Origin of the sequence: [Mycobacterium] manitobense, assembly GCF_025821665.1 — a bacterium.
In the GTDB taxonomy this organism is placed as follows: domain Bacteria; phylum Actinomycetota; class Actinomycetes; order Mycobacteriales; family Mycobacteriaceae; genus Mycobacterium; species Mycobacterium arseniciresistens.
Genome location: NZ_JACKSJ010000218.1, coordinates 12,777 through 37,513 on the forward strand (window position 1 = coordinate 12,777; position 24,737 = coordinate 37,513).

24 protein-coding genes are annotated in these 24,737 nt (G+C 69.6%); 15 read left to right on the forward strand and 9 right to left on the reverse strand.

Features of this window, described 5'->3' with window-relative positions:
- Positions 1 to 25 precede the first annotated feature (25 nt).
- Positions 26 to 1,042, forward strand: coding sequence for an AurF N-oxygenase family protein (locus tag H7I41_RS23620; protein ID WP_264015051.1), 1,017 nt, complete (start codon positions 26 to 28; stop codon positions 1,040 to 1,042).
- Between the two features lie 18 nt (positions 1,043 to 1,060).
- Positions 1,061 to 2,740: an FAD-dependent oxidoreductase gene (locus H7I41_RS23625; RefSeq protein ID WP_264015052.1), complete on the forward strand. Its 1,680-nt coding sequence runs from the start codon at positions 1,061 to 1,063 to the stop codon at positions 2,738 to 2,740.
- Positions 2,741 to 2,771: 31 nt separating this feature from the next.
- Here H7I41_RS23625 and H7I41_RS23630 read toward each other — a convergent pair whose 3' ends face one another.
- From H7I41_RS23630 to H7I41_RS23640, 3 genes are all read right to left on the reverse strand, one after another.
- The gene (locus H7I41_RS23630) at positions 2,772 to 3,224 is read right to left on the reverse strand and encodes a VOC family protein (protein ID WP_264015053.1); all 453 of its coding nucleotides are present in this window, start codon (positions 3,222 to 3,224) and stop codon (positions 2,772 to 2,774) included.
- 128 nt (positions 3,225 to 3,352) lie between these two features.
- Positions 3,353 to 3,964, reverse strand: a complete 612-nt coding sequence (locus H7I41_RS23635) for a maleylpyruvate isomerase family mycothiol-dependent enzyme (protein WP_264015054.1) — start codon at positions 3,962 to 3,964, stop codon at positions 3,353 to 3,355.
- Entirely contained in the window at positions 3,961 to 5,088 is a 1,128-nt protein-coding gene (locus H7I41_RS23640; RefSeq protein ID WP_264015055.1) for a citrate synthase 2, read from the reverse strand. The genes H7I41_RS23635 and H7I41_RS23640 overlap by 4 nt, the downstream gene beginning before the upstream one ends.
- Positions 5,089 to 5,180: 92 nt before the next feature.
- Between H7I41_RS23640 and pdxH the strand changes: the two genes are divergently transcribed.
- The 6 genes from pdxH to H7I41_RS23670 all read left to right on the forward strand — a co-directional run bounded on the left by pdxH (position 5,181) and on the right by H7I41_RS23670 (position 11,238).
- Positions 5,181 to 5,894 (forward strand): pyridoxamine 5'-phosphate oxidase, encoded by a 714-nt coding sequence (pdxH, locus tag H7I41_RS23645; protein ID WP_264015056.1) that lies wholly within the window; start codon positions 5,181 to 5,183, stop codon positions 5,892 to 5,894.
- Between the two features lies 1 nt (position 5,895).
- Positions 5,896 to 7,182 (forward strand): MFS transporter, encoded by a 1,287-nt coding sequence (locus H7I41_RS23650; protein ID WP_264015057.1) that lies wholly within the window; start codon positions 5,896 to 5,898, stop codon positions 7,180 to 7,182.
- A gap of 68 nt (positions 7,183 to 7,250) precedes the next feature.
- Positions 7,251 to 7,895 (forward strand): TetR family transcriptional regulator, encoded by a 645-nt coding sequence (locus H7I41_RS23655; RefSeq protein ID WP_264015058.1) that lies wholly within the window; start codon positions 7,251 to 7,253, stop codon positions 7,893 to 7,895.
- Positions 7,896 to 7,986: 91 nt separating this feature from the next.
- Complete coding sequence (locus H7I41_RS23660) at positions 7,987 to 9,294, forward strand: citrate synthase (protein WP_264015059.1); 1,308 nt, start codon at positions 7,987 to 7,989, stop codon at positions 9,292 to 9,294.
- 104 nt (positions 9,295 to 9,398) lie between these two features.
- Complete coding sequence (locus tag H7I41_RS23665; protein ID WP_264015082.1) at positions 9,399 to 10,835, forward strand: MFS transporter; 1,437 nt, start codon at positions 9,399 to 9,401, stop codon at positions 10,833 to 10,835.
- Positions 10,825 to 11,238, forward strand: coding sequence for a MarR family transcriptional regulator (locus tag H7I41_RS23670; protein WP_264015060.1), 414 nt, complete (start codon positions 10,825 to 10,827; stop codon positions 11,236 to 11,238). The genes H7I41_RS23665 and H7I41_RS23670 overlap by 11 nt, the downstream gene beginning before the upstream one ends.
- A gap of 3 nt (positions 11,239 to 11,241) precedes the next feature.
- Here H7I41_RS23670 and H7I41_RS23675 read toward each other — a convergent pair whose 3' ends face one another.
- The 3 genes from H7I41_RS23675 to H7I41_RS23685 are packed head-to-tail and all read right to left on the reverse strand — an operon-like array spanning position 11,242 to position 13,475.
- A complete protein-coding gene (locus H7I41_RS23675; RefSeq protein ID WP_264015061.1) occupies positions 11,242 to 11,613 on the reverse strand; it encodes a hypothetical protein in 372 nt (123 codons plus the stop codon).
- A gap of 30 nt (positions 11,614 to 11,643) precedes the next feature.
- Positions 11,644 to 13,179, reverse strand: coding sequence for a phytoene desaturase family protein (locus H7I41_RS23680; RefSeq protein ID WP_308214655.1), 1,536 nt, complete (start codon positions 13,177 to 13,179; stop codon positions 11,644 to 11,646).
- A 47-nt stretch (positions 13,180 to 13,226) separates the two neighbouring features.
- Positions 13,227 to 13,475 (reverse strand): DUF2630 family protein, encoded by a 249-nt coding sequence (locus H7I41_RS23685; RefSeq protein ID WP_264015062.1) that lies wholly within the window; start codon positions 13,473 to 13,475, stop codon positions 13,227 to 13,229.
- Between H7I41_RS23685 and H7I41_RS23690 the strand changes: the two genes are divergently transcribed.
- Positions 13,456 to 13,881, forward strand: coding sequence for an FKBP-type peptidyl-prolyl cis-trans isomerase (locus tag H7I41_RS23690; RefSeq protein ID WP_276009537.1), 426 nt, complete (start codon positions 13,456 to 13,458; stop codon positions 13,879 to 13,881). The two genes, H7I41_RS23685 and H7I41_RS23690, sit on opposite strands and share 20 nt — an antisense overlap.
- Here H7I41_RS23690 and H7I41_RS23695 read toward each other — a convergent pair.
- From H7I41_RS23695 to H7I41_RS23705, 3 genes are read right to left on the reverse strand one after another with little or no spacing between them, the layout of a single operon-like run.
- Positions 13,878 to 15,245: a sensor histidine kinase gene (locus H7I41_RS23695; protein ID WP_264015064.1), complete on the reverse strand. Its 1,368-nt coding sequence runs from the start codon at positions 15,243 to 15,245 to the stop codon at positions 13,878 to 13,880. The genes H7I41_RS23690 and H7I41_RS23695 overlap by 4 nt on opposite strands.
- A gap of 3 nt (positions 15,246 to 15,248) precedes the next feature.
- The gene (gene prrA / locus H7I41_RS23700; RefSeq protein ID WP_276009539.1) at positions 15,249 to 15,953 is read right to left on the reverse strand and encodes a two-component system response regulator PrrA; all 705 of its coding nucleotides are present in this window, start codon (positions 15,951 to 15,953) and stop codon (positions 15,249 to 15,251) included.
- Between the two features lie 26 nt (positions 15,954 to 15,979).
- The gene (locus H7I41_RS23705; protein WP_264015065.1) at positions 15,980 to 16,753 is read right to left on the reverse strand and encodes a potassium channel family protein; all 774 of its coding nucleotides are present in this window, start codon (positions 16,751 to 16,753) and stop codon (positions 15,980 to 15,982) included.
- An 83-nt stretch (positions 16,754 to 16,836) separates the two neighbouring features.
- Here H7I41_RS23705 and H7I41_RS23710 point away from each other — a divergent pair, with 83 nt between their 5' ends.
- The 6 genes from H7I41_RS23710 to H7I41_RS23735 all read left to right on the forward strand — a co-directional run bounded on the left by H7I41_RS23710 (position 16,837) and on the right by H7I41_RS23735 (position 24,717).
- A complete protein-coding gene (locus tag H7I41_RS23710; protein ID WP_372503792.1) occupies positions 16,837 to 17,811 on the forward strand; it encodes a phospholipase D-like domain-containing protein in 975 nt (324 codons plus the stop codon).
- Positions 17,804 to 18,373: a chromate transporter gene (locus H7I41_RS23715; protein WP_264015066.1), complete on the forward strand. Its 570-nt coding sequence runs from the start codon at positions 17,804 to 17,806 to the stop codon at positions 18,371 to 18,373. Before H7I41_RS23710 ends, H7I41_RS23715 begins: the two co-directional genes overlap by 8 nt.
- Positions 18,370 to 18,915, forward strand: a complete 546-nt coding sequence (locus tag H7I41_RS23720; protein ID WP_264015067.1) for a chromate transporter — start codon at positions 18,370 to 18,372, stop codon at positions 18,913 to 18,915. Before H7I41_RS23715 ends, H7I41_RS23720 begins: the two co-directional genes overlap by 4 nt.
- A 108-nt stretch (positions 18,916 to 19,023) precedes the next feature.
- Positions 19,024 to 20,910 carry an ABC transporter ATP-binding protein gene (locus H7I41_RS23725; RefSeq protein WP_264015068.1) on the forward strand — a complete coding sequence of 629 codons (1,887 nt, stop codon included), beginning with the start codon at positions 19,024 to 19,026 and terminating at the stop codon, positions 20,908 to 20,910.
- Positions 20,911 to 20,962: 52 nt separating this feature from the next.
- Complete coding sequence (locus H7I41_RS23730) at positions 20,963 to 22,900, forward strand: ABC transporter ATP-binding protein (protein WP_264015069.1); 1,938 nt, start codon at positions 20,963 to 20,965, stop codon at positions 22,898 to 22,900.
- On the forward strand, positions 22,897 to 24,717 hold the full coding sequence (locus tag H7I41_RS23735) for an ABC transporter ATP-binding protein (RefSeq protein WP_264015070.1): 1,821 nt from the start codon (positions 22,897 to 22,899) through the stop codon (positions 24,715 to 24,717). Before H7I41_RS23730 ends, H7I41_RS23735 begins: the two co-directional genes overlap by 4 nt.
- Positions 24,718 to 24,737: the final 20 nt, after the last annotated feature.

Sequence of the window (24,737 nt, forward strand, 5' to 3'; positions counted from 1 at the left end):
TGTAAACCTCTCAGGGAGGCTTCGAATGGCTCGGACACGCACGATCAACCGCTGGCGGCGCAACATGGACGTCAGCGACGACCCGCAGTACGTGGACATGCTGAACACGCTGTCGGAAGGCTCGGTGCGGCGGAACTTCAATCCGTACACCGACATCGAGTGGGACTCCCCGGAGTTCGCCGTCTTCGAGAACGACCCCCGCTGGGTGCTGCCGGCGACGGACCCGCTGGGCGGGCACCCGTGGTACCAGGCGCAGCCGCAGGAGCAGCAGATCAAGATCGGCATGTGGCGCCAGGCCAACGTCGCGAAGGTCGGCCTGCACTTCGAGTCGATCCTCATCCGCGGCCTGATGGAGTACTCGTTCTGGACGCCCAACGGCTCACCGGAGTACCGCTATTGCCTGCACGAGGCGGTCGAAGAGTGCAACCACACCATGATGTTCCAGGAGATGGTGAACCACATCGGCGCCGACGTGCCGGGTATGCCGCGCCTGCTCAAATGGGTGCAGCCCGCCATCCCGCTCGTCGCCGGGCCGCTGCCCATACCGTTCTGGTTCGGCATCCTCGCCGGTGAGGAACCGATCGACCACACGCAGAAGAACGTGCTGCGCGAGGGCAAGGCCCTGCATCCGATCATGGAGCGCGTCATGGCCATTCACGTGGCCGAGGAAGCTCGGCACATCTCGTTCGCGCACGAGTACCTGCGCAAGCGGGTGCCGCATCTGTCGCGGTGGAAGCGATTCTGGTTGTCGCTCTACGTGCCCGTCGTGATGAGGGTACTGTGCTCGGCCATCATCGTTCCGCCGAAGGCGTTCTGGAAGGAATTCGACATCCCGCGCTCGGTGCGCAAAGAGGTGTTCTTCCGCTCGCCGGAGTCCCGGCAGATGCTGCGCGACATGTTCGGCGACGTCCGGATGCTGTGCAAGGACACCGGACTGATCAATCCGGTGGCCAAGCTGATCTGGAAGCTCTGCCGCATCGACGGCCGGCCCAGCCGTTACCGCAGCGAGCCGCAGCGCCAGCACGTGGTCGCGGCCGCCTGACGAGAGCCTGAATCCCTTATGCCGCACGTCATCACCCAGTCGTGTTGCAGCGACGGGTCCTGCGTCTACGCCTGCCCCGTCAACTGCATCCACCCCTCGCCGGACGAGCCGGGGTTCGCGACCGCCGAGATGCTCTACATCGACCCGGTCGCCTGTGTGGACTGCGGCGCGTGTGTCAGCGCCTGTCCGGTGGGCGCCATCTCTCCCGACACCCGGCTGGACGACAAGCAGTTGCCGTTCATCGAACTCAACGCCGCGTTCTATCCCGAACGTGAGGGCAAGCTCCCGCCGACGTCGAAGCTGGCGCCGGTGCTCGAGGCGCCGGAGGTGCATCGCAGGGGCAGTGGTCCGTTGAGGGTCGCGATCGTCGGGTCGGGCCCCGCCGCGATGTACGCCGCCGACGAGCTGCTCACCCAGCCCGGCGTGCAGGTCAACATGTTCGAGCGGCTGCCGACGCCGTACGGGCTGGTGCGGGCGGGCGTCGCGCCCGACCATCAGAGCACCAAGCGGGTCACCAGGCTGTTCGACTCGGTGACGCAGATTCGCGGCTTCACGTTCTATCTCAACGTCGAGGTCGGCACCCACCTCAGCCACGCCGAGCTGCTGGAGCATCACCACGCCGTCCTCTACGCGGTCGGCGCGCCCGACGACCGCCGCCTCGAGATCGATGGCATGGGAATGGCGGGCACCGCCACCGCGACCGAAGTGGTGGCCTGGTTCAACGGCCACCCCGACTTCGCCGACCTGTCCGTCGAACTCGGGCACCGCCGTGCGGTCATCATCGGCAACGGCAACGTCGCGCTCGACGTCGCGCGGATCCTGATCAGCGACCCGAATCAGCTGGCCGCCACCGACATCGCCGATCATGCGCTCGCCGTGCTGCGCACATCGCGGGTCGACGAGGTGGTGATCGCCGCCCGCCGCGGACCGGCGGACTCGGCCTTCACGCTGCCCGAGTTGATCGGGCTGACCGCGACCTGTGACGTGGTGCTCGACGCCGCCGATCACGAGCTGGTGCGGCGTGACCTCGGCACCGCCACCGACCCGCTGACCCGCAACAAGCTCGAGATCCTCAGCAAGCTCGGCGACGCGTCCACCCCGGCGACGCGGCCGCGCATCAGGCTGGCCTACCGGCTCACCCCGCGGCGCGTGCTCGGCGACCTGCGTGTCGACGGCGTCGAATTCACCGTCACCGGCACCGACGAGGTCCGGCTGATGAGCGCCGGCTTGGTGCTGACGTCGATCGGCTACCGCGGCAAGGCGATTCGTGACCTGCCGTTCGACGACGCCGCCGCGGTGGTGCCCAACGACGGTGGCCGCGTGGTGGACCCGGAGTCGGGCGATCCGGTGCCGGGCGCCTACGTCGCAGGCTGGATCAAGCGCGGACCGACCGGGTTCATCGGGACCAACAAGTCGTGTGCCGCGCAGACCGTGCACCACCTCGTCGACGACTACAACAGCGGGGCGCTCAGCGAGCCGTCCGCCGCGCCTTCCGCGCTGGCGAGGCTGGTGCGCAGCCGGCGGCCCGACGCGGTCGACGCCGCGGGCTGGCGGGCGATCGACGCCGCCGAGGTCGCGCGCGGCGGCGAGGCCCGGCCGCGGGTGAAGTTCACCTCGGTCCCGGACATGCTCACCGCCGCGGCGAACGCACCCACACCACCGCTGCACCAGCGGCTGCTGGCCGGATTGTGGCGCTAGCCTCGACCTTTCAGCGGCAGACGGCCGTCGCCTACTGCTGCTGCTTCATCGCCTCTTCGATCTCCTCCATGCTGACCTCGCGCATGGGCTGACCCATCGACCAGTAGTGGCCGAACGGGTCGCGCAGCACCCCGTAGCGGTCCCCCCAGAACGCGTCCTCGAGAGGGGACAGGACGGTGGCGCCGGCATCGACGGCGCGCTGGAACTTGGCTTCCACGTCGGTGACCGTCAGATGGATGGTCACCGGCGTGCCGCCCAGCGAGGTGGGCGTCATCGACTTGCCCTCGGTCATCTCCGGGAAATCGTCGTTGAGCATCACCATCGAACCGTTGATGTTCAGCGCGGCGTGCACGAGTTTGCCGTCCGGACCGGGCACCCGTCCGTACTCGGTGGCGTCGAAGGCCTTGACGTAGAAGTCGATCGCCGCGGCGGCGTCGTCGACGACCAGGGACGGGGACACTGCGGGCTGCACTTCGATGGCCATGGGGGGCTCCTTCTGGGTTCGGTGGTGTCCATGGTGACTGCCGGCACCGACAAAACTCACCGCGAGACGACGGTTGTTGACGCCGCCACTCGAACTTCCCGTCGACAACCGTCGTCTCGGCGCACGCCTCACACGACGGAGAACGACGCGGGCAGCGGTGCGCGGCCGGTCAACGCCATCAGCAGCGTCTCGCCGTCACCGAGGGTGACGGCAGTGTCCGCGGCCAGCCGGACCGCGGCGGCAAGCACGTCGCGGGGCAGCGCGTGGTCGAGCCCGACGGCGCGGGCGATGTCGAGACCGTGCACGGCCAGTTCGAACGTGCGGGTCGGCAGGTAGTTGGACAGCCGGATGCCCTGTCCGCCGATCACCTCGATCAACCGGTCGTCGGCGCCGTCGAGGTCGCGGCGGACCTGTGCGGCCAGCGCCTCCACCGCCGCGACGGGGTCCGGCCCGAGATCTCGACCCGCCTGCCGGCCGCGTTCGAGCACCGCCGCGCCGCCGGCCTGCGTCGCGAACTGCCGCGCGAACACGTAGTACTCCTGCGGGTCGCGCAGGTCCTCACGCCGGGCGGTGGTCCCCAGATAGGCGCTCACCGTCGTCAGCGACCGCGACGTGTGGCCGACCAGTGCGCGCAGATCCCACTCGCCCAGGCCGGGGCCGTCCCACGCGCCGGCCGGGATCTTCGCCACCAGTTCAGCGAAACTCGCTGCGGCGCTGTAGAAGACCCGATCGGCGGTCACGGGCGGGCGATCTGATCCCATCCGCGCACGGTTTCCGGGCCGCGCGGTTCCGGACCGACGTAGACCGCCGCCGGCCGGACGAGCCTGCCGAGCCGCTTCTGTTCGAGGATGTGCGCGCACCAGCCCGCGGTGCGCCCGCAGGTGAACATCGCCGGCATCATCGAGGTCGTCACCTCGGCGAAGTCGAGGATCACCGCGGCCCAGAACTCGACGTTGGTCTCGATCGCGCGGTCGGGCCGACGCTCGCGCAATTCGGCCAGCGCGGCCTGCTCGAGAGCCGCCGCCACCTCGTAGCGCGGCGCCGCCAACCGCTGCGCCGTGCCGCGCAGCACCCGGGCGCGGGGGTCCTCGGCCCGGTACACCCGGTGCCCGAAGCCCATCAGCTTCTCCTTGCGATCCAGGATGCCCTTGACCACGGCGGCCGCGTCGCCGGTCTTCTCGACCTCCTCGATCATCGGGATCACCCGGGCCGGGGCGCCGCCGTGCAGCGGGCCGCTCATCGCGCCGACCGCACCCGACAGCGATGCGGCCACGTCGGCGCCGGTCGAGGCGATCACCCGCGCGGTGAAGGTGGAGGCGTTCATGCCGTGCTCGGCGGCGCTCACCCAGTACGCGTCGATGGCCTCGACGTGCCTGGGGTCCGGCTCGCCCTTCCAGCGGGTCATGAATCGTGCTGTCACCGTGTCGCACCCGTCGACGACGCGCTGCGGCACCGCGGGCTGGTAAATGCCGCGGGCGGACTGGGCGACGTAGGACAGTGCCATCACCGACGCCCTGGCGAGCTGGTCGCGGGCGGTGGCGTCATCGATGTCGAGCAGCGGCTTGAAGCCCCAGATCGGGGCGAGCATGGCCAGGCCGGCCTGGACGTCGACGCGGACGTCACCGCTGTGGATCGGCAGCGGGAACGGTTCTGCCGGCCGCAGTCCACGGCCGAACTCGCCGTCGACGAGCAGCGCCCACACGTCGCCGAAGGTGACCTTCTGTGTGACGAGGTCCTCGATGTCCACGCCGCGGTACCGCAGCGCGCCACCGTCCTTATCGGGTTCGGCGATCTCGGTGGTGAACGCCACCACGCCCTCGAGTCCCTCGGCGAAGTCTTCCGGCAGCCCCGACGCGGCAGTCATGAGCAGATTCTCGCACCACCGCCGGGCGCCCTCGCTACCGGCCGGTAACCGCGGCCACTTCGGCTTGCCCGTCCAGGCGTAGCGTCGTGCGGGTGGCTGATGGGTCGGACGCCGTCGGATCGGACGGCGCCTCGAACGAACACTTGGCGAGGATGCGCGTGGAGTACGGATCGGTGGAGAAGGACGGCAGCGGAGACCTGGAGGCCGACTGGCTCGGCGCCGACCCCGCGACGGGTTGGGTTGACCTGCTGCGCAACTGGCTGACCGATGCCGAGCGGGCCGGTGCCGCCGAACCCAACGCGATGGTGGTGGGCACCGTCGACGCGGCGGGTCGCCCCGTCACCCGCACGGTGCTGTGCAAGAGCGTCGACGGCGAGGGCATCACGTTCTACACGAACTACGACTCCGACAAGGGTGAGCAGCTGGCGACGACGCCGTACGCGTCGGTGACCTTCCCCTGGTACGCGCTGGGCCGGCAGGTGCACGTGCGCGGGGCGGTCACCCGCGTCGCGCCGGACACCACCGAGCAGTACTGGTCCAAGCGGCCACGCGGCTCCCAGTTGGGGGCGTGGGCGTCGCACCAGTCGAAGCCGATCGCCTCGCGCAGCGCGCTGCTGGACCAGCTGACCGAGGTGACCGAACGCTTCGCCGCCGACGACGAGGTGCCGGTGCCGCCGAACTGGGGCGGATACCTGATCACACCCGAGACCGTCGAATTCTGGCAGGGCCGGGAGAATCGGGTGCACAACCGGATCCGAGTGACGCTCGCGCCGGACGGAGTCCGCGTCGAGCGGCTTCAGCCCTAGCGTGCGGCGGCTCTTCGCCGACACCGCCCCGCTTCGTTCGCCGGACTTCCGCCGGCTCTGGCTGGCAGGCATCCCCACCGTCATCGGCGCCAACCTGACGATCTTCGCGGTGCCGGTGCAGCTCTACGCGCTCACCCAGAATTCGGCCTACGTCGGATTGGCGGGCGTCTTCGCACTGGGGCCGCTGATCGTATTCGGGCTATGGGGTGGCGCCTGGGCGGACGCGATGGACCGCCGGGTGCTCCTGGTGATCACCTCGTGCGGGCTGGCTGCGGCGTCGGTGCTGCTGTGGCTGCAGGCCGCGCTGGCTCTGAACAACGTCTGGGTGGTGCTGTGCCTGCTGGGGGTACAGCAGGCGTTCTACGCGGTGAATTCGCCGACCCGCGCGGCCGCCGTCCCGCGGATGGTGCCCGGCGACCAGTTGCCTGCCGCCAACTCGCTGAACATGACGGTGTTCCAGTTCGGCGCGATCGTCGGCCCGCTGCTGGCCGGCGTGCTGCTGCACTGGGTGGACCTGTCGACGCTCTATCTCATCGACGCGCTGACATGCGTTCTGCCGATCTGGGCAACGTTGCGGCTCGCCGCGATGCCGCCGTCGGGCGACTCGAGGGGCGGCGCGCGCTGGGGTCTGCGGGCGGTGCTGGACGGCTTCCGCCACCTGGCAGGCAACCGGGTGGTGCTGATGTCGTTCGTCGTCGACCTGATCGCGATGATCTTCGGCATGCCGCGGGCACTGTTCCCGCAGCTGGCCCACGAGAGCTTCGGCGGCCCCGTCGAGGGCGGCACCACGGTGGCGCTGCTGGCCGCAGCGATGTCGGTGGGCGCCGTCCTCGGCGGGGTGTTCTCGGGCTGGCTGCCGAGGATCGGCAGGCAGGGGCTGGCGGTGGTGGCCGCCATCGTGGTGTGGGGTCTGGCGATGGTCGGCTTCGGTGTGGCCTGCGGGCTGGCCGACGGCCGTGCCGGCGGAATGCTCTGGGCCGCACTGGCATTCCTCGCCCTCGGGGGCGCGGCGGACATGGTGTCGGCGGCGTTCCGGTCGAGCATCCTGCAGGAGGCGGCGTCCGACGACGTGCGAGGTCGCCTGCAGGGCGTCTTCGTCGTGGTGGTCGCCGGTGGGCCGCGGCTGGCCGACACCCTGCACGGCGCCGCGGCGGCCGCGGTGGGCACGACGATCGCCGCGGCCGGCGGCGGCGGGCTGGTGGTCGCCGGCGTACTGGTGGCCGCCCTGCTGTCACCGGCCTTCGTTCGCTACCGACCGGGGAAAACGCCCCGAGCAGACATACTGTGAGTACGGGCGATTTGCATAGGGTGCCAAATTTTCAGGTTTTCATCAGCTCGGCGGGATAGCATCGCGGCGTGGCTGAAGTCGACGGCAAACCGATCCTCGGCCTGCGCGAGCGCAAGAAGCAGCGCACGCGAGCAGAACTGATCGAGGCGGCCGTCGAGTTGTGCACACGGCAGGGATACGAGGCCACCACGGTCGACCAGATCGCCGCCGTCGCCGACGTCTCGCCGCGCACGTTCAGCCGCTACTTCGCCACCAAGGACGCCGTCGTACTCGCCTCCATCGACGACATCGTCGAGCTGGTGGCGGTCCAGTTGACGCGCCAGCCCCACGACCTCACCCACCTGGATGCGCTGTGCAAGGCCCACATCGAGGCGTTCGTCTCGACGAAGACCGGTGCGGTCAACGGGTTGACCTCCGAGCGGTTGCTCGCCGCCGCCCGCATCATCAACTCCTCGCCCTCGCTGCGTCACCTGTCCGGGGAGTTCCGCGAGGACGCGGTCAACGCCGCCCTCGCACAGCGGATGGGCGTGGCGCGCGACGACAAGCGGCTCAAGCTGGTGGCGTGCGTGTGGTCGGCGATCGTGAGCACCGCGATGGCAGACGTCGACAAGTCGGACTGGGCCAGCCTCACCGTCGAGGCCATCGTGTCGCGCGTCGAGGAGACCTACTCGATGTTCCTGGCGGAGACGGCCGACGCCCGGCAGCCGGCCTGAGCAACTGCCGCCCCCCGCGGGCACGACCGTCGGGATGGGACTACCTTTTGTAGGACAGGTCCGCATCTCAGGCGATGACGAAGGGGTACCCGTGGCCGATAACCCGTCCGGTGGAGAAGAGCACGCCACCCTGTCCTATCCCGGGGGCGAACTGGAGCTGGATGTAGTCCACGCCACGGAAGGATCCGACGGCATCGCGCTTGGGTCACTCCTGGCCAAGAGCGGCTACACCACCTACGACAGCGGTTTCGTCAACACCTCGTCGACCAAGAGTGCGATCACCTACATCGACGGCGACGCCGGGATCCTGCGGTACCGCGGCTACCCGATCGAGCAGCTGGCCGAGAAGTCGACCTTCATCGAGGTCAGCTACCTGTTGATCTACGGCGAGCTGCCGACGGCGGAGCAGCTGGAGAAGTTCACCACCCAGATCCAGCGGCACACGCTGCTGCACGAGGACCTGAAGCGGTTCTTCGACGGTTTCCCCCGCAACGCCCACCCGATGCCGGTGCTGTCGAGTGCCGTCAACGCGCTGAGCGCCTACTACCAGGACTCGCTCGACCCGTTCGACGACGAGCAGGTCGAGCTGTCGACGATCCGGTTGCTCGCCAAGCTGCCGACGATCGCGGCGTATGCCTTCAAGAAGTCCGTGGGGCAGCCGTTCCTCTACCCGGACAACTCGATGAGCCTGGTCGAGAACTTCCTGCGGATGACGTTCGGCCTGCCGGCCGAGCCCTACGAGGTGGACCCTGAGGTCGTCCGCGCCCTTGACATGCTGCTGATCCTGCACGCCGACCACGAGCAGAACTGCTCCACCTCGACGGTGCGGCTGGTCGGCAGCTCGCAGGCGAATCTGTTCACGTCGATCTCCGGCGGCATCAACGCGCTGTGGGGGCCGCTGCACGGCGGCGCGAACCAGGCGGTGCTGGAGATGCTCGAGCGCATCCGCACCGAGGAGAGCGACGTCCAGACCTTCGTCAAGAAGGTGAAGAACCGCGAGGACAACGTGAAGCTGATGGGCTTCGGTCACCGCGTCTACAAGAACTACGACCCCCGCGCGCGGATCGTCAAGGAGCAGGCCGACAAGATCCTCGGCAAGCTCGGCGGCGACGACGAACTGCTCGACATCGCCAAGTCGCTGGAGGAGTTCGCCCTCACCGACGACTTCTTCGTCGAGCGCAAGCTCTACCCGAACGTCGATTTCTACACCGGCGTGATCTACCGCGCGATGGGCTTCCCGACGCGGATGTTCACCGTGCTGTTCGCGCTCGGCCGGTTGCCGGGCTGGATCGCGCACTGGCGGGAGATGCACGACGAGGGTGGCGGCAAGATCGGCCGGCCGCGGCAGATCTACACCGGCTACACCGAACGCGACTACGTGGACTCCGAGAAGCGCTGACGCGGTTCCCGCGCACGGTCGCGGGGCGACGAACGTCACGATCAATCCGCTTGCGATCACGACAGTTGTAGTTTCACAATAGTTAGGTGATCGATACTGTCGGCATGACCTCGCGGCGCAAGGCCATCATCCTGATGTCCTGCTGCCTGAGCCTGTTGATCGTGTCGATGGACGCGACGATCGTCAACGTCGCCATCCCGGCCATCCGCTCGGACCTGCACGCGTCGCCGTCGCAGCTGCAGTGGGTGATCGACGTCTACACGCTGGTGCTGGCGTCGCTGCTGATGCTGGCCGGCGCCACCGGCGACCGGTTCGGCCGGCGGCGGGTGTTCCAGCTCGGGCTGACGATCTTCGCGCTCGGCTCACTGCTGTGCAGCCTGGCGCCCAACATCGAGACGTTGATCGTCGCGCGGCTGCTGCAGGCCATCGGTGGCTCGATGATGAATCCCGTTGCGCTGTCCATCATCTCGCAGGTGTTCACCGGCCGCGTCGAGCGCGCACGGGCGCTCGGCTTCTGGGGGGCCGTGGTCGGTATCTCGATGGCGCTCGGCCCGATCGTCGGCGGACTTCTGATCGAGTGGATCGGCTGGCGGGCGGTGTTCTGGATCAACCTGCCGATCTGCGCGGCGGCCATCATCCTGACTGCGGTGTTCGTGCCCGAGACCAAGTCGGCGACCATGCGCAACATCGACCCGGTGGGGCAGGCGCTCGGCGTGCTGTTCCTGTTCGGCGTCGTGTTCGCCCTGATCGAGGGCCCGGGGCTGGGGTGGACGAATCCGCGGACCGTCGGCGCCGCGGCGGTGGCCGTCATCGCGTTCGCCGCGTTCCTGCGCTACGAGTCGCGCCGTCACGACCCGTTCGTCGACCTGCGCTTCTTCCGCAGCATCCCGTTCACCTCGGCGACGGTGACGGCGATCTCGGCCTTCGCGGCGTGGGGCGCGTTCCTGTTCATGATGTCGCTGTACCTGCAGGGGGAGCGCGGCTATTCGCCGATGCACACCGGCCTCATCTACCTGCCGATCGCGATCGGCGCGCTGCTGTTCTCGCCGCTGTCGGGACGCCTCGTCGGGCGGTTCGGCGCCCGGCCGTCGCTGCTCGTGGCCGGTGTCCTGATCACGTCGGCATCGGTGTTGTTGACGTTCCTCACCGCGACGACGCCGGTGTGGGAGCTGCTGGTGGTGTTCGCGGTGTACGGCATCGGCTTCTCGATGGTCAACGCGCCGATCACCAACGCCGCGGTCAGCGGGATGCCGCTGGACCGGGCCGGCGCGGCGTCGGCGGTGACCTCGACCAGCAGGCAGATCGGCGTGAGCATCGGTGTGGCGCTGTGTGGTTCGGTGGCGGGAGCGGCGCTGGCCGGCACGGCTGCCGACTTCGCGACCGCGGCACGCCCGCTGTGGTTCGTGTGCATCGCATTCGGGATGGTCATCACCGTGCTCGGCGTCTACTCGACATCGGGACGGGCGCTGCGGTCCGCCGAGCGGCTGGCGCCGCTGATCGCCGGCGATCAGGCCCGCACGGAGCCGACGCATGTCACATGACGGTCTGGCCGACGACGTCTGGCGGGCGATGGCCGCGCTGGTGTACGACAACCGGGAGGGCTGGAAGCGCGCGGTGGTCGAGCAGACGGGGCTGCCGTTCAGCCGGGTCCGCGTCCTGCGCCGGCTGGCCCGTCAGCCGATGAGCGTCAAGGAGATCGCGCACGCCGCCACCATCGATGCGCCCGCGGCCACCGTCGCCGTCAACGACCTCGAAGACCGTGGACTGGTGATGCGCGAGGTCGATCCGGGCAACCGCCGCAGCAAGCGGGTGTCGCTGACGGCGGCCGGTCGCGCCGTGGTCGAGCGGATCGACGCCATCGACGACCCGGCGCCCCCTGCTCTGAGCGCGCTCGCCGCCGACGACCTGGCGACGCTGCATGCCATCATCGGCAGGCTGAGGTGACGTTCAGGCGCGGGTGAGTGTCGTGTTGTACAGCGCCACCGCCGTGTCGGTCGGCAGGATGTCGACGAACGTCGCGGCGCCCCGCACCGCATCGCCGCGCGCGATGATGTGGCCACCGGCATTGTGGGAACACGGGAAAGCGTTGCAGCGCAACCAGAAACCGGGAGCGCTCTGATAGGGCGCCATGCTCGGCGCCTGGTCGACGCGGTAGCGGCCCGGCGCGATGAACGCGGTCACCCAGCCCTTGCCCGCCTCGGTGTCGACGCCGAACACCCCGTTGCTGCCGTAGGTCGGCACCGCCTGCGCAGGCGCGGCGAGCACCATGGCCGCCGCGGAGATCGCCGCAGCGGCGAGTGCCGCGATCGTGGCCTTCATCTTCGCCAGGCTAGCAAGCCGGCCGCCGCTTCACCGGCTTTCGAGCACAGCCATCGCCGCGTTGTGCCCACCGATGCCCGACACCCCGCCGCCGCGCCGGGCGCCGGAGCCGCACAACAGGATTCGCTCGTGGGCGGTGTACACACCCCAGCGCTGGGCCGGGGTGTCGAGCGCCTCGTCATCCTCGGCGAACGGCCAGTGCAGCCCGCCGTGGAAGATGTTGCCCGCGGTCATGCCGAGTATGTGCTCCAGGTCGGCCGTGGTCTTGGTCTCGATGCACAGCCGGCCGGCGCCGTCCTCGAGGATCACGTCCTGCACGGGTTCGTCCAGCACCGAGTTCAGTGAACCGAGCGCCGCCGACGTCAGCGCATTGCGCAGCCGCTCCGGATCCTGGCCGTGGGCCAGCGAGTGCGGCGTGTGCAATCCGAACAGCGTCATCGTCTGCGCGCCGGTCTCCCGAAGGCGGTCGGACAGGATGGTCGGATCGGCCAGCGAGTGGCAGTAGATCTCGCACGGCAGCGGCTGGGGGACCTCGCCGCCTGCGGCACGGTCGTGGGCGGCGTCGAGCTGCGTCAGGTTCTCGTTGACGTGGAACGTCCCGCCGAATGCCTGCTCGGGCGTCACCGACGCGTCGCGCAACCTCGGCAACCGGCGCAGCATGAGGTTCACCTTGACCTGGGACCCGCCGGCGAGCTGCGGCGCGGGGTCGCCGACGAGGCCGGCGAGCACCGCCGGGGTGACGTTGGCCAGCACGAACCGCGCGCCGACGCGGTGCTCGCGCCCGCCGGACCGGTAGCGCACCTCGCCGTCCGGGTCGATGCCGAACACCTCTGCGCCGGTGACGATCTCGGCGCCGAAGCCGGCGGCCGCTGCGGCCAGCGCGCCGCTGACCGCGCCCATGCCGCCGATCGGGACGTCCCAGTCGCCGGTGCCGCCGCCGAGCAGGTGGTAGAGGAAACACACGTTCTGCGCCAGGGACGGGTCGTCGGTCCTGGCGAACGTGCCGATTAGGGCGTCGGTGGCCATCACCCCGCGCACCAGGTCACTGGACACCGCGCCTTCGATCGCCGCACCGATCGGCGCGCCCGTCATGGCGTGCCACACCGCGCCGGCATCCGGGTCGCCGGCCTGCACGTGCGCATGCGCCTGGCTGCGCGTCATCAGCGGCGCCGTCATGGTCGGCCACAACCGCTCGGTGACCGTGCGGCAGCGACGGTAGAACTCCGCGAAGCCGGCCTCGTCGTCGGCGGCGCCCACGGCCGCGAACGTGTTCGTCCGGCCCACCAGCAACCCGCTCCGCCCGCCGGTCGCCGGGTCCGGCGTGTACGACGACTGCCGCCGCTTTACCAGCCGGACGCGGGCGCCGAGATCGTCGACGATCCGCCGCGGCAGCAGGCTGACCAGATACGAGTATCGCGACAGCCGCGCGTCGACGCCCTCGAACGCGTGCGCCGAGACGGCCGCCCCGCCGACGTGGTCGAGGCGTTCCAGCACCAGCACGCGCCTGCCGGCGCGCGCCAGATACCCCGCGGCGACCAGCCCGTTGTGGCCGCCACCGACGATCACCGCATCGAAGGTCCCCGCGGGAGCGGCTCCGGCGGCGTGGTCGGCGCTCAGTTCAGGTAACCCTCGACCTCACCGGCCGGTCGCACCTCGGCCTCACGGGGATCCTTGCCCGACTCACGCAGGGCGCGCCGCTGTCGCAGCAGGTCCCAGCACTGGTCGAGCGCCACCTCGACGGCACGCAGCCGCTGGTGTTCTTCGGATTCGTCGATCTCGTGGTGCTGGAGCTGGGAGCGCAGGTCCTTCTCCTCAGCAACGAGTCGGTTCACCTGATCGAGGATGTCTTCGTCTTTGGCCACGGCACCAGTCTGCCCGACTACGGTGGGTGCGGTGACTGCCAATAGTGGGGGAAAGCCCGAGATCGAGTTTCCCGATGGACCGCCTCCGACCGATCTGGTCATCGAGGACCTGGTCGTCGGCGAGGGCGCGGAGGCCGTGCCGGGCGCCAACGTCGAGGTGCATTACGTCGGTGTCGAGTACGACACCGGCGAGGAGTTCGACAGCTCGTGGAACCGCGGCGAGTCGATCGAGTTCCCGCTGCAGGGCCTGATCCAGGGCTGGCAGGACGGCATACCCGGGATGAAGGTCGGCGGCCGACGCAAGCTGACCATCCCGCCGGCCCAGGCCTACGGCGACGCGGGCGGCGGGCACCGGCTCTCGGGCAAGACGCTTATTTTCGTCATCGACCTGCTGGCCACCCGCTAGAGCTGCAAGGTCGGCAGCCCCTCACCGGGCCGCGGCCCCGGCAGCCGTAGCAGCAGCCGGGCGCCACCCAGGGGGCTGGCCTCCAGCGTCGCCGTGCCGCCGTGCAGTTCGGCCTGCTGCGCGACGAGCGCCAACCCCAGCCCGGAACCCAGCCGCGACGCCGTCGACCCGCGGGAGAACCGCTCGAACACCAGCGCGCGTTCCTCCTCGGGCACGCCGCAGCCGTCGTCGTCGATCGCGATCTCGACGCCCTCGCGTGAGCTCACCGCTGAGAGCTGCACCCGGCTCGCCCCGCCGTGTTTGACGGCGTTGGCGATGGCGTTGTCCACCGCGAGCCGCAGCCCGGCGGGCAGCCCGACGATGATCACCGTCGGGGCGGGCGCCAGCGAGACCTCCAGATCGGGGTAGATCCGCATCGCGTCGTGTGCGGCCCGGTCGAGCAGTTCGGTGATGTCGACAGGGACATGGTCGTCGGCGGTGGACAGTTCCCCCTGCGCCAGCCGCTCCAGCGCCCACAGCGTCGCCTCGATCCGCGACTGGGTGCGGATGACGTCGCCGACCACCTCCTGGCGCTGCTCGCCGTCCAGGTCCAGGGTGGCGAGCACCTCCAGGTTGGTCCGCATCGCCGTCAGCGGGGTGCGCAACTCGTGCGCCGAGGCCGCCGAGAAGTCGCGCGCCGAGGTCAGCGCCGCCTTGGTCCGGTCCTGCTCCTTGGCGATGCGCTGCAGCATGCCCTTCACCGCGTCGGCGATCTCGACGGCCTCCGTCGCGCCGCGCACCTCGATGACCGGTGTCTCGTCGGCGGTGTCGATCTGGCTGGTCTGCCGCGCAAGGCGCTTGAACGGCCTCACCGCGAACGTCGCCAGCAACCAGCCCACCACCGCGGCGGCGCCGATCGCCAGCGAGCAGATGATCACCACCCGCCGGTGCAGGTTGTTGGTGTCGGCGATGGTGGCGTTGTAGGTGTCGCCGACGGCCACCAGCATCGGCTCGGGTGTCGGGATCTCGACCGTGCGCACCCGGTACCGCACGCCGTCGACGTAGGTGTCCTCGTAGCCCGCGGGCAACTCGGGCAGCACCACCTCGGAGTTCGAACTGATCTGCCCGGCCCTGCGCACCGTGATGACGGCGTCCTTGTCGTTGGGCGACTTCGGGATCTCGTCGAGCCCGCGCGGCAGGAACGGGATCGCGAAGCCGGCCGCCTCGTCCAGCCTGCGGTCGAGGCGTTCCTTGCGGTCCCCGGTGATGCCGACCCAGACCACGGTGCCGACGATCAGCACCGGGATCGCCGCGCCGATCGCTGTCGCGACCACCACCCTGGCCCTAAGTGAAGGCGTGCGGCGGATGCGCGACAGCAGGTTCATCGACTACTGGGTCCGCAGCACGAAACCCACACCGCGCACGGTGTGCAGCAGCCGCGGCGCGCCGTTGGCCTCGAGCTTGCGGCGCAGGTAGCCGATGAACACATCCACCACGTTGGTGTCGGCGGCGAAGTCGTAACCCCACACCAGCTCGAGCAGCTGCGCGCGCGAGAGCACGGCGGTCTTGTGTTCGGCGAGCACCGCCAGCAGGTCGAACTCCCGCTTCGTCAGGTCGACGTCGGCGCCGTTGACGCGCGCCCGTCGGCCCGGGATGTCGACCTCCAGCGGGCCGACCTGGATGGTCTCCGACGAGATGGTGGCCGACGATCCGCGGCGGCGCAGCAGCGCCTTCACCCGCGCCACCAGCTCCTGCAGCACGAACGGCTTGACCAGGTAGTCGTCGGCGCCGGCCTCCAGCCCCGCCACCCGGTCGTCGACGCTGCTGCGCGCCGACAGCACGCAGACCGGCACGTCGTTGTCCATCGCACGCAGCGCGGTCACCACGCTGACGCCGTCGAGCACCGGCATGTTGATGTCGAGCACGATCGCGTCGGGCCGGGTCTCGGTGGCGCTGCGCAGCGCCTCGGCGCCGTCCACGGCGGTGGAGACGTCGAACCCGGACAGCCGCAACCCGCGCTCGAGCGACGCCAGCACGTCGGGGTCGTCGTCCACCACGAGCACCCGGGGCGAGGCCACACCACCACTGTCCATGTCCGCAATCTTGCCTGATGGCCGGGTCACGCTGGGGGAGGCTGACCGCCGGGACCGCGTCCCTCGTCGCGCAGCAGGGCGATCTCGATTCGCAACTCCTTGATCTCGGCGAGCACCTGCTCGACGTGCGCGGTGGTCACCGCCTCCTCGGCCGACTGTTCGTCGGCCACGCGCTGGACGATCCACGACGCCAGCGTGGCGGTGATCGAACCGACGAGGCTGATGCCGCCGATCATCAGCAGCACCGCGATCACCCGGCCGGTGCCGGTGAGCGGGGTCAGGTCGCCGTAGCCGACGGTGGTGATCGTGGTGATCGACCACCACAGCGCCTCACCGAAATTCGTGATGTGCGGGTCGACGGCGTCGCGTTCGCTCTCGAGCACCGCCAGCGACGCCACGAACACCAGCAGGACGGCCGCCGAGATCGTGTAGATGACGACCCGGCCGCGGATCGCATTGCCGACGGCCCGCTGCAGCACCGAGATGAGGATGACCAGACGCACCAGGCGTAGCGGCCGCAGCAGCGGCAGCAGCACGATCGCGAGGTCGAACAGGTGGCGGAAGAACCACCGCCAGCGGTTGGAGGCCAGGCTCAGCCGGATGACGTAGTCGACGGCGAAGACGGCGTAGGAACCCCAGGCGACCACCTCGATGGCCACGTCGGCCGCGCCCTGCGGCTGGGCGAGCACGTCGATCGCGTAGGCGATGAGGAATACGATGGCGACCGCCGCCAGCGGCCACTCGGTGCGCCGTTCCCAGACGTCCAGCTTCGGGCGTGACGCCGAGGAGTCGTTGATCACGGCCCACAAGTTACGCCCATCGCCGTTTGCTGGCTCCGCGGCGGTGCTAGCATCCGGGACTTGTGCCGTCGTCGAATCTGATCGTGGAACCCGACGACGGGCTGGCCCCGGTTCGGGAGTTCATCTCGTCGGCCCGCGAGCGCCTCCTGGTCAAGCAGTTCACGTTCACCGACGAGAGCCTCATCGACGCGGTGATCGATCGGAGGGCCGCGGGCGTCGACGTGCGGGTCATGTTGAACGCCAAGCGGTCCGGCGGCGACCGCGCGAACGACGACACCTATGAACGGCTCCGCGCCGCGGGCGTCGAGGTGCAGTGGTGCAACCCGAAGTTCTACGTGACCCACGAGAAGTCGATCGTCGTCGACGGCGACGCCGCCCTGATCGCCACGTTCAACCTGTGCACCAAGTACTTCACCCGCACCCGCGACTACGGGATCGTCACCACCGACCCGAACCACGTCGCCCAGATCACCGAGGCCTTCCACGCGGACTGGAATCACGAGGACTGGTCGCCCGCGCAGAACGACGGCCTGCTGTGGAGCAACGCGAACTCGCGCTACCGGATGGCGCAGTTCATCGACGCCGCCACCCACCGCCTCGACATCCAGCACCCGAAGTACGTCGACGCGGTGATCCTCGATCACATCGCCGCCGCCGCGGACCGGGGCGTGAAGGTGCACGTGCTGTGCGGCGGCAGGCACGGCATCAGCGAGTGGGACGTCCTGGACACCTTCGCCTCGCTGCGCACCCTGCGCCGGTTCGGGGTCAAGGTGCGCAAGCAGAAGCAGCTGCGGGTGCACGCGAAGCTGCTGATCATCGACGACAGCCAGGCGCTGCTCGGTTCGATGAACATCGACCGGAGCGCATTCGACCTGCGCCGCGAACTGGGCGTGATCACCAGCGACCCCGAAGCCGTGGCCCGGTTGAAGCAGGTCTTCGACGGCGACTGGGAGACGTCGCACCACTACGAGCCACCCGACCCCCTCGAGCCGGCGCACCATCACGAGGACGAGACCCACCTCGACTTCCCCGCCGACGCGCACGTCGACCATGAGTGAGACCGACAAGCCGGTCTCACTGTTCGACATCGCCTGGACGTTCAACCACATCGCGCTGGCGTCGTTCGGCGGCGGACTGTCGGCGTGGTCGCGGGAGATCCTCGTCGTCGAGAAGCGGTGGCTCGGCGAGGCGGAGTTCCTCTCGGCCATGACGATGTGCCGGATCCTGCCGGGCGCCAATCAGGTCAACATGGCGGTGTTCGCGGGCAGCAAGATGCGCTCGGTCGCGGGGGCCGTCGCCGCGGTGGCGGGGCTGTGCTTCATGCCGCTGGTGATCATCCTGGTGATGGCCTTCCTGTACTTCCGCTTCAAGGAGGTGCCCGCCGTCGCCGGTGTGCTGCACGGCGCATCGGCGGCCGCCGTCGCGCTGACCGTGGCGATGGTGATCCAGACCGGCCGCCAGTGCCTCACCGGTCTGGTGCCTGTCGCCCTGTTCGCAGCGGCGTTCGTCCTCAACGGCGTGCTGCGCTGGCCGCTGCTCGGTGTGCTGGCGATCCTCGCGCCGCTCAGCGTGCTCTGGGCGTGGCCGCGCCGGGCGCGGGAGGCGGCCACCGAGACGTGAGCACCTATCTGCAACTCATCGCGCTGTTCGGGTCGTTGTCGTTGATGTCGATCGGCGGGGGCAACGCGGTGCTGCCCGAGATGCACGCCAGGGCGGTGCACGAACGGCACTGGCTGACCGACGGGCAGTTCGCCGATCTGTTCTCGATCTCCCAGTCGGCGCCGGGTCCGAGCATCCTGATCGTCGGGATGGTGGGCTACGCCGCAGGCCTCGAGGTGGGCGGGGTGCCGGGCGCGATCCTCGGCGGCGTGGTCGCCACCGTCGCGATGGTGCTGCCTGCGGCCACGCTGGTCCTGGTGATCACGCAGTTCTGGCAGAAGGCGCAGAAGTCGCGGCTGCGGATCGCCGTCGAGAAGGGCTTCGCCCCGCTGACCGTCGGGCTGATCCTGGCCACCTCGCTGGTGATGAGCCGCTCGGCCGACCACGACTGGCGGGCCTATCTGCTGACGGCCGTCTGCACCGCGGTGTTCGTCTTCACCAAGCTCAATCCGCTGCTGGTGGTCGCTGTTGCCGGCGTGATCGGGTACTTCGGCATCGTCTGAGCTGGGGTTGGCGCGGCGCTCTTCGGGGAAGGCTGCAGGCCAGGACGGCGAATTCGCCGGGCCGGAAGGCTTTGACCTAATCCATTGTTGAGGTTCTACGGTGAAAACATGAGCTTGGAGACGGTTGCCCGGCAATCGCTGTACCGGCAGACGCACGCCCGCGGCGGTGATCTGCGGTCGTTGGCCGACCGCACGCTGCTGAAGCGGATCTGGCGGTTCTCGGCGCGTCACCACCGCAGGCTCGGCGTGTTCGTCGGCGTCAGCGTGGTGACCGCACTGCTGACGGTCGCCACGCCGCTGCTGGCCGGGCGGGTCGTCGACGTCATCACTGCCGGCGGTCCGGCGAGCGCGGTGGTGGTGCTGGCCATCGTCATCGCCGGCGTCGCGGTCGCCGAGGCGGCGGTGTCGCTGCTGACGCGGTGGCTGTCGTCGACCATCGGTGAGGGCCTGATCCTCGACCTGCGCACCGCGGTGTTCGACCACGTGCAGCGCATGCCGGTCGCGTTCTTCACCCGAACCCGGACCGGCGCGCTGGTCAGCCGGCTGGGCAACGACGTCATCGGCGCACAGCGGGCGTTCTCCGACACGCTGTCCGGCGTCGTCTCCAACGTTGTCACGCTGACCCTGACGCTGGCCGTGATGATCGGCATCTCATGGCAGATCACCCTGCTGTCGCTGGTGTTGATGCCGCTGTTCGTGGTGCCCGCCCGCCGCATCGGCGCCCGGATGGCGCACCTGAGCCGCGAGGCCGCGATCTACAACGCGACGATGAACACCCAGATGACGGAGCGGTTCTCCGCGCCCGGTGCGACGCTGGTCAAGCTGTTCGGCCGGCCGGCGCAGGAGTCGGGCGAGTTCGCGGCGCGTGCCGGGCGGGTCCGCGACATCGGCGTGCGGTCCTCGATGCTGCAGGCGACGTTCATGAACTCGCTGACGCTGATGTCGGCGCTCGCGCTGGCGCTGGTGTACGGCCTCGGCGGCGTGCTGGCCATCGGCGGGCACCTGCAGACCGGCGCAGTGGTGTCGCTGGCGCTGCTGCTCACCCGGCTCTACGCCCCGCTGACCGCGCTGGCCAACGCCCGCGTCGAGATCGCCAGCGCGCTGGTGTCCTTCGAGCGGGTCTTCGAGGTGCTCGACCTGGTGCCGCTGATCCGGGAGAAGCCCGACGCCGCGGCGCTGCCCGACGGCCCGGTCGCCGTGGAGTTCGATCAGGTGCGGTTCGGCTACCCAGCGGCCGACAAGGTGTCGCTGGCCTCGCTGGAGGAGGTCGCGACGCTCGACGACCGCGGCGGCGAGGAGGTGCTGCACGGCATCTCGTTCACCGCCGAGCCCGGGCAGATGGTCGCGCTGGTGGGATCTTCCGGGGCAGGGAAGTCGACGATCGCGGCGCTGCTGGCGCGGCTGTACGACGTCGACGACGGTGCGGTCCGGTTGGGCGGCGCCGACGTGCGCGACGTGACGTTCGAGTCGCTGCGCGACACCGTCGGCATGGTCACCCAGGACGGCCACCTGTTCCACGAGTCGATCCGGTCCAACCTGCTGCTCGCGGCTCCGGAGGCCACCGAGGCCGATCTGTGGGCGGCGCTGCGGCGCGCCCGGCTGGCGGATCTGATCGCCGAGATGCCCGACGGGCTGGACACCGTTGTCGGAGAGCGCGGTTACCGTCTGTCCGGCGGGCAACGGCAACGGCTGACCATCGCCCGCCTGCTGCTGGGGAGGTCGCGGGTGGTGGTGCTCGACGAGGCGACGGCGTCGCTGGACTCCGAGTCGGAGGCCGCGGTGCAGCAGGCCCTGGGCGAGGCGCTGGCGGGGCGCACGTCGCTCGTCATCGCCCACCGGCTCTCCACAGTGCGGGCCGCCGACCAGATCCTGGTGATCGAGGACGGCCGGATCGTCGAACGCGGCACGCACCGGGAACTGCTGGCCCGCGGCGGCCGCTACACCGTGCTCTACGAGACGCAGTTCGGCCCGCAGGACGCTGGGGTCGCCGCGTGACGTTCGACGCACGGCGGGTTATTGGTTTGCGTGAGATGGGAAGATTCTCTAAGTGAGTGAACCCGTGAACTCGGTGCCCGCGATCGCACCGCCGCCCGCGCGGCCACGGGCGAGTTCGGACCTGTGGCGGCTGTTGCCGTACCTGCTGCCCTACCGGGCGCGGTGGACGGTGATGGTGGTCATCGCGATAGCGAGCCTCGGAGCCACGGTGTCGATCCCGCTGATGACCAAGGCGGTGATCGACGGCCCGGTGCGCCACCAGGATCAGCAGGGGCTGTGGCTGCTCGGCGCCGCGGCGATGGGCATCGGCATCACCGAGGCCGTGCTGTGGTTCATCCGACGCTGGCTGAGCTCGCGCGCCACCATGGGCGTCGAGGCCGACATCCGCAAGGATCTCTACGCGCGCCTGCAGATCCTGCCGATGAGCTTCCACGGCCGCTGGCAGTCCGGGCAGTTGTTGTCGCGGATGATGAACGACCTGAGCACGATTCGCCGCTTCATGTCGTTCGGGCTGCTGTTCCTGGTGCTGAACCTCCTGCAGATCACCGTGGTGACGGCGATCCTGCTGTCGATGTACTGGCCACTCGGCGTCGTCGTCTTGGTCTCGATCGTCCCGATCACGTTGATCGTGCTGCACTTCCAGCAGTCCTACACGCGGCTGTCGCGGCTGGCGCAGGACCAGTCCGGCCACGTCGCCACCCACGTCGAGGAGGCGGCACTCGGCCTGCGGGTGGTCAAGTCCTTCGGCCGCGAGGACTACGTCTACGACCGCTTCGACCGGCAGCTGACCGACCTGTACGACACCCAGGTCAAGCGGGTGGGAGTGTCGGCGAAGTTCTGGACGCTGCTCGAGATCATCCCGAACCTGACGCTGATCGTGGTGCTGGGTTTCGGCGCCTACGCCGCAGGCGCGGGGCACGTCACCCTGGGCACGCTCGTCGCGTTCATCACGATGATGCTGTCGCTGGTGTGGCCGATCGCGTCGCTGGGCTTCCTGCTATCGATGACGCAGGAGTCGTTCACCGCGGCCAACCGCATCGCCGAGATCTTCGACGCGCCACGGGAGATCGCCGACGGCCCGGCCGATGCGACGCCGCGCGGCGGGCGCCTCGAACTGGTCGACGTCGGCTTCCGGTTCCCCGACAGCGAGGAGTGGGCGCTGCGCCACGTCAGCGCGACCGTCGAACCGGGGGAGACGCTGGCCCTCGTCGGCCCGACCGGCTCGGGCAAATCGGTGCTGGCGGCGCTGCTGTCGAGGCTCTACGACGTCAGCGAGGGGTCGATCCGCATCGACGGCCGCGACATCCGCGAGCTGTCGCTGCCCGCGCTGCGCGAGGCGGTGGCCACCGCGTTCGAGGACCCGACGCTGTTCTCCATGTCGGTCGCCGAGAACCTGCGGCTGGGCCGCCCGGACGCCACCGACGAGCAGTTGGCCGAGGCCGTCGAGGTCGCCGCCGCGCAGTTCGTCTACGACCTGCCGTTCGGCCTGGACACCCGCATCGGCGAGCAGGGCATGAGTCTGTCCGGCGGTCAGCGTCAACGGCTGTCGCTGGCCAGGGCGATCCTGGCGGGGCCGAAGATCCTGGTGCTCGACGACACGCTCTCGGCGCTCGACATGCACACCGAGGCGGTGGTCACCGAGGCGCTGGGCCGGGTGCTGCACTCGGTGACGGGCATCGTCGTCGCGCACCGTGCGTCCACGGTGCTGCTGGCCGACAAGGTCGCGCTCATCGGCCGCACCGAGGACGGCGGCACCATCACCCACATCGGCACGCACGCCGAACTGCTGGCCGACGTGCCTCAGTACCGCTACCTGCTGGCCGCCGACGACCAGCTCGACGACGGCGCCGAGCGCAGCTGCGCCTGGCAGGACGACGAGGACCGGCGCCGCCTCGACCGCGCCTACGAGGAGCAGGAAGCCACCGACTCGGCTTGTGGGGAGACCTGTGCGGAGCGGCCTTTCGTGACGTCGGAGGCCGAGGCGCGATGACCGTCACGGACTGGCGCGGACGGGTCAAGGAGAGCGGCGACGACGACCTGCCGATCGACGAGAACCTGCCGCGGCGCCGCGAGGCCCGCGCGCTGCTGGGCTCGCTGCTGCGCCCCTACCGCCTGACGGTCGGGCTGCTGGCGCTGGTCGTGGTGGTGGAGAACGCTGCTCGGCTGTCGGTGCCGCTGCTCGTGCAGCGTGGCATCGACCACGGCATCCCGCCGATAGTCGACGGCGGGTCCGCGCGCGAGCTGATGCTCATCGTCGCGTCGCTGGGCGTCGTCGTGGTGGTGCAGGCCGTCAGCCGGATGTTCTTCCTGCGCCGCTCCGGCCGCGTCGGCCAGAAGGTGCTGCTGGAGTTGCGGCGCAGGGTGTTCCGGCACTTCCAGCGGCTCGACATCCGGTTCCACGACCGCTACACCTCGGGCCGGGTGGTCAGCCGGTCGACCAACGACGTCGAGGCCATCCAGGACATGCTGGAGACCGGGTTCGACTCGCTGATCACCGCCGTGCTGACGCTGGTCGGCACGTCCGTGCTGCTCGTCGTGCTCGACGTGAAGCTGGGCCTGATGTGCCTGGCCGCGTTCCCGCTGCTGATCGCGCTGGTGTGGTGGTTCCGCACCGAGTCCGCCAAGACCTACCGCAAGGTGCGCGAGAGCGCGGCGCTGGTGATCGTGCAGTTCGTCGAGACGATGACGGGCATCAAGGCCGTGCAGGCCTACCGCCGCGAACCGCGCAACCAGGAGATCTTCGAGGACATCGCCGACGAGTACCGCGAGATCAACGAGAAGACGTTCAAGCTGCTCGCGATCTTCATGCCCGGGGTGAAGCTGGTCGGCAACGTCACCACCGGTGTGGTGCTGCTCTACGGCGGCTACCGGGTGCTGCACGGCGAGATGACGATCGGCACGCTGACCGCGTTCCTGCTGTACCTGCGGATGTTCTTCGAGCCGATGCAGGAGATCTCGCAGTTCTTCAACACCTTCCAGTCGGCGTCGTCGGCGCTGGAGAAGCTGGCCGGGGTGCTGGCCGAGAAGCCCGGCATCGCGGATCCGGAGGACCCGGTGCGCCTGGACCGGGTGCGGGGTGAGATCGCCTTCTCCGACGTCGAATTCGAGTACACCGAGGGCCGGCCGGTGCTGCCCGGGCTGAATCTCGACGTGCCTGCGGGGCAGACCGTCGCGCTGGTGGGGACGACGGGTGCGGGCAAGACGACGATCGCGAAGCTGATCGCCCGGTTCTACGACCCGACGTCGGGGGCGGTGACGCTCGACGGGGTCGACCTGCGGAACCTGTCGCAGAGCGAACTGCGCCGCCACGTGGTGATGGTGACGCAGGAGAACTTCATGTTCGAGGGCACCGTCGCCGACAACATCCGATTCGGTAAACCCGAGGCCACCGACGAGGAGGTGCGCGCCGCGGCGGTCGCCGTCGGCGCCGACCGGGTCGTCGCCACGCTGCCCGAGGGGTACGACACCGATGTGGCCAAGCGGGGCGGCCGGTTGTCCGCGGGACAGCGGCAGCTGGTGGCGTTCGCGCGGGCGTTCCTGGCCGACCCGGCGGTGCTGATCCTCGACGAGGCGACGTCGTCGCTGGACATCCCGAGTGAGCGAATGGTGCAGCGGGCCTTGGAGACCGTGCTCTCCGACCGCACCGCGCTGGTGATCGCGCACCGGCTCTCGACGGTGGAGATCGCCGACCGCGTGCTGGTGCTCGAGCACGGGGAGATCGTCGAGGACGGTCCGCCCGCCGAGCTCATCACCCGCGACGGGCGGTACGCGGCGCTGCACCGGGCGTGGCAGAACTCGCTCGCCTGAGCCGTCGTTGCTGGCTGCGT